The organism is Clostridium sp. YIM B02551 (genome assembly GCF_022324735.1).
In the GTDB taxonomy this organism is placed as follows: domain Bacteria; phylum Bacillota; class Clostridia; order Clostridiales; family Clostridiaceae; genus Clostridium_T; species Clostridium_T paridis.
In genome coordinates this window covers 235,232-247,314 of record NZ_JAKGTF010000005.1, presented here as the reverse complement: position 1 = coordinate 247,314, position 12,083 = coordinate 235,232, and the positions used below count along the sequence as shown (strand labels likewise).

12 protein-coding genes and 2 tRNA genes are annotated in these 12,083 nt (G+C 30.6%); 8 read left to right on the top strand and 6 right to left on the bottom strand.

From position 1 onward, the window contains the following. The first annotated feature begins 757 nt into the window (after window positions 1-757). Window positions 758-1,273 carry a GNAT family N-acetyltransferase gene (locus L1S47_RS08210; RefSeq protein ID WP_275297800.1) on the top strand — a complete coding sequence of 172 codons (516 nt, stop codon included), beginning with the start codon at window positions 758-760 and terminating at the stop codon, window positions 1,271-1,273. A gap of 228 nt (window positions 1,274-1,501) precedes the next feature. Here the strand turns inward: L1S47_RS08210 and L1S47_RS08205 are convergent, their stop codons facing one another. Next, complete coding sequence (locus L1S47_RS08205; RefSeq protein WP_238883128.1) at window positions 1,502-2,218, bottom strand: GntR family transcriptional regulator; 717 nt, start codon at window positions 2,216-2,218, stop codon at window positions 1,502-1,504. Window positions 2,219-2,403: 185 nt separating this feature from the next. Here L1S47_RS08205 and L1S47_RS08200 point away from each other — a divergent pair. Continuing rightward, window positions 2,404-2,479 (top strand) — tRNA-Phe (locus L1S47_RS08200). Window positions 2,480-2,743: 264 nt separating this feature from the next. Continuing rightward, a complete protein-coding gene (locus tag L1S47_RS08195) occupies window positions 2,744-2,938 on the top strand; it encodes a hypothetical protein (protein WP_238883127.1) in 195 nt (64 codons plus the stop codon). Between the two features lie 48 nt (window positions 2,939-2,986). On the opposite strand, the gene bcp is transcribed toward L1S47_RS08195, so the two are convergent. Next, complete coding sequence (gene bcp, locus L1S47_RS08190; protein WP_238883126.1) at window positions 2,987-3,454, bottom strand: thioredoxin-dependent thiol peroxidase; 468 nt, start codon at window positions 3,452-3,454, stop codon at window positions 2,987-2,989. Between the two features lie 182 nt (window positions 3,455-3,636). Between bcp and L1S47_RS08185 the strand changes: the two genes are divergently transcribed. Both L1S47_RS08185 and uraA read left to right on the top strand, forming a co-directional pair. Then, complete coding sequence (locus tag L1S47_RS08185; RefSeq protein ID WP_238883125.1) at window positions 3,637-4,383, top strand: peptidylprolyl isomerase; 747 nt, start codon at window positions 3,637-3,639, stop codon at window positions 4,381-4,383. 152 nt (window positions 4,384-4,535) lie between these two features. Further along, window positions 4,536-5,834 (top strand): uracil permease, encoded by a 1,299-nt coding sequence (uraA, locus tag L1S47_RS08180; protein WP_238883124.1) that lies wholly within the window; start codon window positions 4,536-4,538, stop codon window positions 5,832-5,834. 41 nt (window positions 5,835-5,875) lie between these two features. On the opposite strand, the gene L1S47_RS08175 is transcribed toward uraA, so the two are convergent. Next, window positions 5,876-6,523 carry an HAD family phosphatase gene (locus L1S47_RS08175; protein ID WP_202766841.1) on the bottom strand — a complete coding sequence of 216 codons (648 nt, stop codon included), beginning with the start codon at window positions 6,521-6,523 and terminating at the stop codon, window positions 5,876-5,878. A 268-nt stretch (window positions 6,524-6,791) separates the two neighbouring features. Beyond that, a complete protein-coding gene (locus L1S47_RS08170; protein WP_238883123.1) occupies window positions 6,792-8,147 on the bottom strand; it encodes a [Fe-Fe] hydrogenase large subunit C-terminal domain-containing protein in 1,356 nt (451 codons plus the stop codon). Window positions 8,148-8,253: 106 nt separating this feature from the next. On the opposite strand from L1S47_RS08170, the gene L1S47_RS20580 reads away from it, so the two are divergent. Beyond that, entirely contained in the window at window positions 8,254-8,376 is a 123-nt protein-coding gene (locus L1S47_RS20580; protein ID WP_275297799.1) for a hypothetical protein, read from the top strand. Window positions 8,377-8,428: 52 nt separating this feature from the next. Next, a complete protein-coding gene (locus L1S47_RS08165; protein WP_238883122.1) occupies window positions 8,429-9,838 on the top strand; it encodes an N-acetylmuramoyl-L-alanine amidase in 1,410 nt (469 codons plus the stop codon). A gap of 34 nt (window positions 9,839-9,872) precedes the next feature. Here the strand turns inward: L1S47_RS08165 and L1S47_RS08160 are convergent. Then, a tRNA-Pro gene (locus tag L1S47_RS08160) sits at window positions 9,873-9,948 on the bottom strand. A gap of 143 nt (window positions 9,949-10,091) precedes the next feature. Here L1S47_RS08160 and L1S47_RS08155 point away from each other — a divergent pair. Further along, window positions 10,092-10,394, top strand: coding sequence for a hypothetical protein (locus L1S47_RS08155; RefSeq protein WP_238883121.1), 303 nt, complete (start codon window positions 10,092-10,094; stop codon window positions 10,392-10,394). Window positions 10,395-10,435: 41 nt separating this feature from the next. On the opposite strand, the gene L1S47_RS08150 is transcribed toward L1S47_RS08155, so the two are convergent. Next, window positions 10,436-11,773: a peptidoglycan bridge formation glycyltransferase FemA/FemB family protein gene (locus L1S47_RS08150; RefSeq protein ID WP_238883120.1), complete on the bottom strand. Its 1,338-nt coding sequence runs from the start codon at window positions 11,771-11,773 to the stop codon at window positions 10,436-10,438. Between the last annotated feature and the right edge of the window lie 310 nt (window positions 11,774-12,083).

Here is a 12,083-nt window from a genome sequence, read left to right as displayed (position 1 = left end):
AGGTTAAATGCATGTTATGCATTTAACGGATAATTTAGCAAACTTGCTTTGCGTTAAAAATTATCCAGTGGCGAAGCGGAATCGCCAATTAGTTCTTTTTTTGTCGTGCAAAAGACTGTGTGGGAGAGGTTAAATGCATGTTATGCATTTAACGGATAATTTAGCAAACTTGCTTTGCGTTAAAAATTATCCAGTGGCGAAGCGGAATCGCCAATTAGTTCTTTTTTTGTCGTGCAAAAGACTGTGTGGGAGAGGTTAAATGCATGTTATGCATTTAACGGATAATTTAGCAAACTTGCTTTGCGTTAAAAATTATCCAGTGGCGAAGCGGAATCGCCAATTAGTTCTTTTTTTGTCGTGCAAAAGACTGTGTGGGAGAGGTTAAATGCATGTTATGCATTTAACGGATAATTTAGCAAACTTGCTTTGCGTTAAAAATTATCCAGTGGCGAAGCGGAATCGCCAATTAGTTCTTTTTTTGTTGCGCAAAAGACTCATTGATATTATCAATGAGTCTTTTAATTTAGGCTATGTTTCAAATAAATGTAACCTACTCATAGATTAAAATAAAAAAATTAAAAATAGAGAGCCAATGAATAGCATATGTGATATTTTGTAAATTATGTTATAATAAGTGTTGTTAAAAACTACAATCTAATGAACAATGGTAAATTAAGACGAGTTAGTTTAAATTTTAAACTACTCGATAAATAGGAATTTTTGAAAGGTTATTTATATAATAGAAAGGTGGGAGATTTTGATAGAAACAAAACGTCTTATAATTAGAGAAATGGTGCAGTACGATTATGATGCATTGTGCAGAATATTGTGTGATGAGGAAGTAATGCGTGCTGCTTATGAAAGTGCATTCAGCTTAGAAGAAGCGCAAAATTGGCTTAACAGACATTTTAAAAGATATGAAGAGTATGGTTTTGGACTTTGGGCTGTTGAATTAAAAGAAACAAATGAAATGATTGGTCAATGTGGCTTGACTATGCAAGGTTGGAGAGAAAAAGAAATTTTGGAAATAGGATATTTGTTTCAAAAAGCGTATTGGCACAAAGGTTACGCAGCAGAAGCGGCAATTGCTTGCAAGGAATACGCTTTCTCAGTTCTTGATGCAAGTAGAGTTTATTCTATCATTAGGGACACAAATATAGCCTCTCAAAAAGTTGCTATTCGAAACGGTATGAATATTATTGATAAAGATACTAAGAATTTTAGGAATATAGATATGGAATTTTTTCTGTATTCTGTAGAGCGAACAAAATGAGCATAATACCAAGTAAAAAACAATTGATAATAATATGCCTTTAAATGCTATTATGAAAGTCAAATTGATAAGTTCCAATTTATCGTTGAAGTAATTCGTAATCTTCATTTAGTGAGCATTATAGGTGGACAATCCCACCTATAATTTTTATAAGTCTATATTCCAACACTATATATGGCCTTATTTTAAGATTAACTAGAATTTTATAAAAATCTATATAGTCCATTATTAAATTAAATCAATAAGCAATTTATATCCATCGGAAAGATATCTAGAAATAGTGTATTCAACTGGCGTATTTTTTGAGTAGCCTATTTTTGTTCTATCAATTAGTGCAGTAGGTTTATCTAAGCTGAATTCTTGAATATCTTTTTCTGAGGATATATATGCAGAAAGTATCTCATTACCTCCAGTTACCTCATACCCTTCAGATTCCAAGAGTTTATAAAGAGAACCTTCAAAGTCACTGTTTAAAGTAAGTGGAAGTAATGGATTTAAATATGTTTCGAAAATAGTTACGATTTTTCCATCTATTCTTCTACTTCTTTTAAGTTTTATGACTTTAGTATCAGTTGCAATATGAAATATTTCGCAAGCTTTTTGGGGAGCTAACTCATAGCTTACAGAATCAACTATACGTATTGATCTGCTATCTTGCTCCTCTAACTGTTTAAAAGAGGATTGAACTCTAGTATATGTTTTATTTGAAGTCGAAGATTGTACAATAGTACCTTTCCCACGCATTCTAATTATGTATCCTTCAGTCATTAAACGTTCCATTGCCTGCCTTACAGTAACTCTAGAAACACGAAATTTTTCAATTAATTGCATTTCACTTGGCAAGGTTTCTCCAACTTTATATACTCCAGACTCTATATCATTTCTAATAATTGCTGCTAATTGGCTCCACAAAGGCTTAGCACCGATGCTATAATCTAAAGTCATTAAATACACCACCTAATTTAAAATAGTTATTATATTATTATATTACATATAGAAAGGTAATTCTACATGAGGCAAATGTATATAAAATATACTCAACTCTATATCTTAATTTGGTATAGCAGAAGGGTAATATATTATTGACAAAGGTTGTATATGACTCTATAATAATTATGGTAAGTATTTATGGCTCGATAGCTCAGTCGGTAGAGCAGAGGACTGAAAATCCTCGTGTCGCTGGTTCGATTCCTGCTCGAGCCACCAGATAATCCTAGTACATTGTACTAGGATTATATTTTCTCTAAATTTACGGCAAAACTTTATTTATCAATTAATTAACATTAAGTATTAATGTTAAAAAGTTGGACTAGACCATGGCAGTAGCCATGGTTTTTTTACTCCTTGATTATTTTTTACAATTTTAAGCAATTTTTAATATTTGCTTAAGCAGAATGTAAGAAAATATTAATAATAGTATTATAGAATAATATACAAGAAGAAATCTTAAAATAAAGGGGTGTATTTAGGATGAAGGCTATAATTGAAAAGATGTCATTAACAGATAAAGAAAATGAATATCTTGCAAAAGGAATTGCAGTTGGTGCAGGATTAGGAGTTGTTTTAGGCATTGTTATAGATAATATAACTCTAGGGTTCTCTTTGGGTGGGGTTATAGGTGTACTAGCATCATTGGGATATTCTTTTGTTAAAAAGCATAGATAAAAAATAAAACCTGAATATCGAGATATACAGGTCTTGAAATTATAAAATTTATATAGTTCTTAAAGATTCTAAAACTTGTTTAACGTGGTCTTTAACTTTTACTTTCCTAAATTCTTTTTTTAGGATTCCAGATTCATCTATTATAAATGTGCTTCGTTCTATACCAATTGTTTTTCTTCCGTACATGTTCTTTTCTTTGAGAACATCATATAATTCGCATACCTTTTTATCTTCATCACTTAAAAGTATGAAAGGTAATCCGAACTTACTTATAAACTTGTCGTGTGAGGATAAAGTATCTTTGCTAATACCTAGAATAATAGCATTTTCATTAGATATTTCAACATAATTATCTCTAAAATCACAGGCTTCTGTTGTACAACCTGGAGTATTATCTTTTGGGTAAAAATATAATATTACTTTCTTTCCTCTATAATCACTTAATTTATGAAGTTTTTCATCTGATCCTATTAGTGAGAAATCAGGACACTCCTTATTAATTTCTATATTATTCATAAAAATACCTCCGAATCATAAATATTATAAATATTATATAATAATAATTATTTGTTGACAAGTTTTGAAACATGATAAAAACTTAAAATAGAGAGAATAATTATAAATAAGTATATTGTGCAATGATAGTAATATTATGTTATTATTATTGAGTATAATTTTAAAATTAAAGGAGATTTTTTATGGAAAATAAGGTTTTGGCAATTGTAGCAGGTAATGAGATAACAGAAAAAGATTTAAATGAAGCAATTTCTAAATATCCTGCTGATAGAAGAGGAATGTTAGCATCAGAAGAAGGGAAAAAACAATTATTAGAGCAAGTTATTTCTTTTGAGTTGATGTATAATTTCGGAAAAGAAAATTCTTTAGATAATACAAAAGAATTTGAACAAGAAGTTGAGAAGTTTAAAAAAGAACTTTTAACACAAATGGTTATTAATAAAGTGGTATCAGAAGTAACTGTAACTGATGATGATGCACTTAAATTTTATAATGAAAATAAGGAAATGTTCCTTGAACCAGATACAGTTACAGCAAAGCATATATTAGTACCATCTGAAGAAGAGTGTAATGCTATAAAAGATGAAATAGAAGCAGGAAGCATAACATTTGAAGAGGCTGCAGCTAAATACTCTACTTGTCCATCAAAAGAGCAAGGTGGAAACTTAGGATCTTTCTCAAGAGGAATGATGGTTCCAGAATTTGAGGAATCTGCATTCAATGCTGAAATTGGAAAAGTAACAGAAAGTGTTAAAACTCAATTTGGATATCATTTAATAAAAGTTGAAAGTAAAAACCCAGCCAAAGAATTAGGTTTTGAAGAAGTTAAGGATGGGGTTATTAACCAATTAATTCAACAAAATCAACAAAAGAAGTATTTTGATTTAGTTGATGAGCTATCAAAAAAATATGGTGTTGAAAGAAAGTAACTAACTTTAACTCCCTAAAGATTTTAGGGAGTTATTATTTTTGTTAATACGCTTTTTTACAGCAATAAAAAGCTTGAAAAATTAATAAAATAATGCTATAGTTATAAAAGCTTTAATTTAGTCCAGCGAGACTAAGAAGGGGGAATTTACAAATGAATGAAAATCAATTAGAAAAATCTATAGTGGACGTTAATGAAATGCCACCACTAAAAAAAGCAATTCCATTAAGTATCCAACATCTTTTTGCAATGTTTGGATCATCTGTATTAGTTCCAATTCTTTTCAAAATAGATCCCGCAACAGTATTATTTTTCAACGGTATAGGTACTTTACTTTATGCATTTTTGACAAAGAAACGTATACCAGCCTACTTAGGATCAAGTTTTGCATTCCTTTCACCAGTATTCATGTTAACAAGCCAAGGATATTCTTTTCAAACAGTACAAGGCGGTTTTGTGATAGCTGGACTAGTATTCGCACTAGTTGCGTTAATAGTAAAATTTGTTGGTATAGGAGTAATAAATAAATTATTTCCACCAGCAGCAATGGGTGCAATAGTTACAATTATCGGATTAGAACTTGCTCCAACAGCTGCAGACATGGCAGGATTTGCTGTAGGTGGATCAAATAATCCAACTGCATCAAATACTACCTGGATTATAGTTTCTATGGTTACCTTAGCAACAGTAATACTATGTAATATAATACTTAAAGGATTTTTAAAAGTTATACCTATACTTATAGGAGTAGTAGTTGGATATATTACAGCTTATGCAATGGGATTAGTGGACTTTGCTACAGTAAGTAGTTCAAGCTTTTTAGCATTACCAAATATAAAGGTGGCAACTTTTGATTTACATGCAATATTAACTATTCTTCCAGCAGCGTTTGTTGTTATAGCAGAGCATATAGGCCATCTTGCTGTAACGAGTAGTATCGTAGAAAAAGATTTAGCAAAAGATCCAGGACTACATAGATCACTATTAGGCGATGGACTTTCAACTATGATATCTGGTATGTTTGGTTCAGTACCAACTACAACTTATGCAGAAAATATTGGAGTAATGGCTTTAACAAAAGTATATAGCGTATATGTAATTTGTGGAGCAGCACTAATTTCATTAGTACTAGGATTTTCAGGTAAGCTTTCTGCACTAATAATTAGTATTCCAACTCCAGTAATAGGTGGAATAAGCTTATTATTATTTGGAACAATAGCAGCATCAGGTTTAAGAACATTCATCGAAAAGAAAGTTGATTATTCAAAATCAAGAAACTTAATATTAACTTCTGTAATATTTATAGTAGGGTTGAGTGGAATTAAGATAAATGTTTATGGACTAGAATATAAAGGAATGGTACTAGCAACAATAGTAGCAATAGCATTAAATTTACTATTCATTCTATTCGATGCAATAGGAATAATGAACGAAAAACCAGATGAGGTTTAATATTATAAATAAAAGCTTGGACTAAGTCCAAGCTTTTTTGTTTATATAGCCATATCATTAAAACTATTTATATATTTATCAGCTTTTTGTATTAGCTGAGGTTTTTGGTGCTCTGAGTATTTATCATAAACTGCTACAACCTTCATTCCAGCAGATTTTGCACCTTCAACTGCAGCAAGTATATCTTCGAATACAATGCAGTTTTCAGGGGAAACACCTAACCTTTTTGCAGCAAGAAGGTAGATATCTGGATAACTTTTAGGTTTGTCAACTTCGTTTGTTGTTGTAATAGAGTCGATGTAATTACTAATGCTATTGCTTTCTAAAGCCACATCCAGTAAAGGTGAAGAGTTAGAGGTTGCAATTGCAATCTTAATACCTTTTTCTTTTAAAGAAGAAAGAAATTCTATTGCGCCTGGTTTTAATGGAGCATTATTTTTATAATTTTCATAAGCTAGAGAATTTATTTCCTCCATTATTTCTTCAACAGACTCAGAAAGATTAAAGGTTTTTCTAAAATATTCAGCAGTTTGTTGAAAGCTTAGATGATTAATTTCATCCTCTAAGTTTTCAGGCTTAACAATCCCTTTGTTTTCTAAATAGCTCTTATCAAGCTCGTCCCAAATCCACATCGAATCAATAAGTGTTCCGTCTAAATCAAATATTGCAGCTTGTACATCTTTGAACAAAATTTTCACCTCAAATATTATTAGTATTATTATAAATTTAAAATAATGTTAGATTATTTATAGGGTTTTAAGTTCAACTATTAACTTATTCATGCCTGAAAATGTCTAGAAGCCGAAATTTTCAAACAAGCATAAGTTAAGTTTCCTATCAAAAGCCCTATGACCTAATGGTATATTAAAATCTTAAAGTACGCAATTAGTAAAACATACTTATATAAGAAAATAAGAGAGGTATGACCTCTCTTAAAATGAAAAATATAACATTAAGTTAGCTAAATGTTCTTTCGAAAATCTCAATTTTATGTTCGTCTCTAAAATCATCTAGTTTCTCAATACCAATTTTCTTGAAAACTTCATCTAAAACTGGGCTATGTGTAGCTATTTTAACTGGTGAATCATAAGCAAAATCATCAACGGCTGTTTTTCCTTCATCCCTAGAAACTATTGCTTTAGGACCACCAACGCAACCACCAATACATCCCATACCTTCAATAAAATTAACATCACCTAATTCACCAGCTTGGGCCTTGGCTAGTATTTCTTTGCAATCCTTAACTCCGTGAGCTTGAGCTGTCTTTAATAATTTATGTTTCTCAGGAAATAACTCTTCTATAGCTTCAGATACTGCGATGGAAACACCACCTGTTCTAGCATAAAGTCTTCCGCCTCTAGAAGCGTATTCTACTGAAGGTATTCCAGTAAGCTCTCCTGGATTAATCTCAAGAACATCAAAAATATCTCGTACTTCTTGGAACGTTAAAACATAATCAACTGAACCCTTAATATCAGGATCATTTCTTTCAGCTTTCTTAGCGATACAAGGGCCTATGAAGACTACTTTTGCATCAGGGTTTAATGTTTTTAATACTCTCCCCGCAGCAATCATAGGTGAAACAGAAGGTGAAACATCTTTAACTAAATCATGATATACTCTTTTTAGCATTCCAACCCACATAGGACAGCAACAAGATGTAATCATAAGGTCACCTTTCTTATGAACATGTTTATCAAATTCTACAGCTTCTTTTATTGTTAACATATCTGCAGCAAAAGCTACTTCAATCATATCTGTAAATCCAGCTTTCATAAAGGCTGCTCTTAGTTGATCCAGAGATACATTTGGCCCCCATTGCCCTGAAATAGCCGGAGCCACAGCAGCTATAACCTTTTCATTATTCTTTAAAAGTTCTAATATAGGCATAAATTCAATTCTATCTAGTAATTTACCGCTATCACAGGCTTCAACGCACATTCCGCAGTCGACACAAAGAGATTGATCTATGTATGTACCGCCAGTTAAAGGATCTTCTAAGATAGCATCGAAAGCGCAAACTCTTTGGCAGTTTGTTTTTTCACCAGATTCCTTTCGACAGCTGGCATTGCAGGAAGCTAATTTTTCTACAATACGTTCCCGTATCTTGTATTCAGTTATTGCTCTTTTTAAGTTATATACATAGTTTTCGTCTTGCTTTACCGCTACTCCACACAAAGAAGAGATTACGGACATTGCTTCCTTTTTTTCGGATTCAGAAGCATTTAAAATCTCATTTACGACTTCGTCAAAATTTCCATCATAATAAGACTTTACTAATTTTTTAAATAATTGTTCATAATCTTTTTTCATAAAAATCCTCCTAAATAGCAATAATAGTTAGTATAAAGTTATTTTATCCTAAAAAACAATGTTTATTATGTCAACAAGATTATGTCTAATGAGGAGATATTTAACTATGATGTTATTTGTTACATTCTATATATTTATAATACTTCTTTTTTGGAGTCTTTGTAAAGCTGCATCAAAAGAAGATAAATATTATGATATTTTTGATGAAAATAAAAATAAAATGAAATAATTATATAGTTCTAAAAATATTATATATTGTTATTAATATTTTTGGAGGGTATATGGTAGATTTAGTAATAGATCCTGGTCATGGTGGAACAGATCCTGGAGCACTAGGTAAAAGTGGATTAAAAGAGAAAGAATGCACTCTATATATTTCAAAAAAGGTTAAGGAGCTTTTGGAGAATAAGAATGTCACTGTAGAGATGACTAGGGATGATGATAGCTATGTAACTTTAGAGGAAAGGGCAAATTTTGCAAATTTAAAAGGAGCAAGATATTTTATAAGCATTCATATTAATAGTGCAGAAGTAGATACTGCAGAAGGAACTGAAATTTACGCATTAAGCAAAGGGGGAGAAGGAGAAAAATTATCTGCAGTTATTCTAGAAAAGATAGTCTCCAATTTACAGCTCAAAAACAGAGGGGTGAAATATGCTAACTTTACAGTATTAAAGCAAACAAATATGCCAGCTATTTTGGTAGAAGTATGTTTTATAAGTAATATAAAAGAAGAAACCTTACTTAAGGATGAGATTTTTAAAAACAGAGTTGCTGTAAATATTGCAAATGGATTTTTAAGGTATATTGGCAAAAGTGAAATTCCATTGGATGGTGATAATGAAACAATTATGACACCAATTATTTCAAAGCCTCAAGCAATTCAAGCACAAGCAATACAATGGGCAAAGGATAAAAATGCAGCAGAAGTTTTTATTTCTCTTGCAGATTTATATTGGAAGTTTAGTGAAGAGTGTGGAGGTGTTAATCCATTAGTGGCCTATGCACAAAGTGCATTAGAGACTAATTATGGAAAATATACAGGTAAAGTACCTGTATACTATAAAAATCCTTGCGGGCTTAAGAAGAGTGATGCCAAGGGAGATAATCCTGAAGACCATGCGCAGTTTTCCTCATGGGAGGATGGTGTACATGCTCACCTAGATCATTTAGCATTATATGCGGGAGCAAAAGGATATCCCAAATTAGATACTAAAGATCCGAGACACTTCCAATATTTGTTAGGAAGAGCAAAATATGTAGAAACTTTATCAGGAAACTGGGCACCTTCTGATAATTATGGAATTAAGATTTTAAGCCTAATGGATGAAGTGGAGAAAACAATTGTTAAGGAGGAACCAATGCCAGATACTCCAAACGATAATAATAATAATAATAATAATGGTAGCAATAATGAAAATAATAATGACAATACTACAAATGATGGCGTAAATATTGATGAGATGAGAGCATATATTAATGAAATCTCAGGAGATATGGATAACTTAAAAAATAAAATAAATCTCATGAATAAGTACTTAAATGCTATTGATGTATTCTTAAAGAAGGAAGAAAATATAAAGAATATATTAAATGATAATAATAAATCATTAACAGAGAAAAATAAAAGCTATGAACAAACTTTAGAAGATATATTGAATTCAATAGCTAAGATTAGAAATATAGGATAATAAAAAAGGAATTGCAAAAGCAATTCCTTTTTTTTGGTCGGGGTGACAGGGATTGAACCTGCGACCTCATGGTCCCAAACCACGCGCGCTCCCATCTGCGCTACACCCCGAAGCACATAGATAATTATATATACTTTAAGGAGGTATGTCAACATTAAAATAAAAAAAGATTTGAATGTTTTGGAATACTTTACTTTTCAAGTTATAGTGTATATAATACCTTTATCTTAAAAAATAATAGGAGGATATACCTATGAGGGGAACTACAATTATAATGATATTAGCAAGCTTAGTATTTATTATTATTGGAATACTGATATTATTAAGTAAAAAAATAGCAGGAGTTATAGGCGGAGGCATGTCTCCAGAAAATCATAAAGCATACATTAAATTTATAGGAACATTTTATTTAAGTGTTGGTTCAATTTGCATGATTTTTGGAATTCTTGATTATTTCTTTGTGAAATATTCACTTCTATTTGTAATATTATTTGCATTGATTATGATTTCATCATCAATGATCCAAATGAAGATAGCAACAAAGTACATAAAGTAATAAAAAGGTTTCTAAAAATATTTTTAGAAACCTTTTATATTCTACTGCTTATTATTAAGCATTTTATTTCTTATTTCTTTAAATTTAGGGAAAGCTTTTTTGTAAGCATTATATAGAAGGTTGGAATTTACTAAGTCAAACTCACCTATAAACTCTACAAAATTACCATTAAAACCTTTTTTAAATTTATATAGGCCATAAAGTGGATTTTCAGGATTTAAGTCTCCAGAAACTCCTCTAAAGTCATATAAATAGCAGTCTAGATCGATTGAGTCAGAAATCATAGACCATTGCATTGCAAAGTTTGGCATTGTATCTCTTAAGATATTTTCTGAAGCACCATAAAGATACCAGGCTTTTCCACCATAATACAAGTAAATTGAACCAGAAAGATATATTTCCTGACCTTTAAACTCTTCTATATCAGCAATCTTTTGAGTGAAACCCTCAATTTGTCTTAAGGATTCTTTATACTTGTTTTCTGCATCAGAAATTTTCTTTTGGATTCTACCGATTTTACCTTCTTCAGTTTCAGTTTTTAATTTTTCTTTTTGTTCCTCAATCTTAGCTAAGGCTTTCTCTCGTGACTCTTCTTGCTTCTTTAATTTATCAGATAATCTTTTAAAGTCATTCTCATAACTATATTTAACCATATACAGCCTGCAATAAGGATATATTTCGGTAATCATATCTTTAAAATACCCTTTATGCCTAACTATGAAATTATCTCTTTTACCAGTAGTGACCATTATCTCATGAAATCTCTCTAAGACTTCTTCAGTTAAATTATCTTTGTCGTATACTTCAACAGAAAGGCCTCTTTCCTCAGCAACTTTTATATTATATCTTGTTTTACTAGAAAAGCTCTTGAAAACTTCTTTTCTTATAGCATTCTTATCTTCACCAGTTGGAAGAGGAAGTCTAAAAACAAAGTTTGGCTGAATAGCCTCAAAATTCTTAGAATCAGTATTCTTATATCCTAATGAGTTTAAGAAATTTTTTATATCGTTACCGCTATCTAGAAGCACTTCATTTTCCATTAGATGAATGTCGGGGTCAACAGTCAAAAAAGCTATATTATTTATTTTTGAATAGCTTCTTAAAAATTCTGTGAATTCAGCTAAAAGCTCTTTGTTTGTAAAATCGCAAACAAAGCCTCTTGGAGCATAAGCCATGTACTTATTTATATATGGAATTTTCCTTAGAAGTAGAGTAGTTGCCAATACTTTATTATCTTCTGAATCATAGCCACATATAAACTTATGGGACCAATCTTTTTTAACTAAACTCCAATATGAAGTTTGAAAAATATGACCCTTTGGATCTATTTTATTAAAATCATTAATATCACTTTCTTGAACTTCTGTGAATTTATACAAGTTTAATATCCTCCCTTAATACAAGGTTTCAATTTTAACTACTTAAATTATAGATATTAGGCAGAGCCCCTACATATAAAGGAGCCTAAAGTTATAAATTTAGTTTAATATTTAAAACCCAGAGCTAAATTAATTATAAATAGCTTATTTTAAGCATAGTAATATTGTAATACGAATATTTTTACTAATCAAGATTAGTATTAGCATTGATTATTGAAAAAAATGCCTTTATAAATATTATGGACAAATTTACTAAATTTAATATTATGTAATCATTGGATAAATATATAATAAATGGTATAATATAACA

Excerpts from the sequence above, each read along its gene's own strand:
- L1S47_RS08170 (WP_238883123.1), bottom strand. The coding sequence starts at position 8,147 with ATGAAAAAAGATTATGAACAATTATTTAAAAAATTAGTAAAGTCTTAT.
- L1S47_RS08195 (WP_238883127.1), top strand. The coding sequence starts at position 2,744 with ATGAAGGCTATAATTGAAAAGATGTCATTAACAGATAAAGAAAATGAA.
- L1S47_RS08165 (WP_238883122.1), top strand. The coding sequence starts at position 8,429 with ATGGTAGATTTAGTAATAGATCCTGGTCATGGTGGAACAGATCCTGGA.
- bcp (WP_238883126.1), bottom strand. The coding sequence starts at position 3,454 with ATGAATAATATAGAAATTAATAAGGAGTGTCCTGATTTCTCACTAATA.
- L1S47_RS08155 (WP_238883121.1), top strand. The coding sequence starts at position 10,092 with ATGAGGGGAACTACAATTATAATGATATTAGCAAGCTTAGTATTTATT.
- uraA (WP_238883124.1), top strand. The coding sequence starts at position 4,536 with ATGAATGAAAATCAATTAGAAAAATCTATAGTGGACGTTAATGAAATG.
- L1S47_RS08205 (WP_238883128.1), bottom strand. The coding sequence starts at position 2,218 with ATGACTTTAGATTATAGCATCGGTGCTAAGCCTTTGTGGAGCCAATTA.
- L1S47_RS20580 (WP_275297799.1), top strand. The coding sequence starts at position 8,254 with ATGATGTTATTTGTTACATTCTATATATTTATAATACTTCTTTTTTGG.
- L1S47_RS08185 (WP_238883125.1), top strand. The coding sequence starts at position 3,637 with ATGGAAAATAAGGTTTTGGCAATTGTAGCAGGTAATGAGATAACAGAA.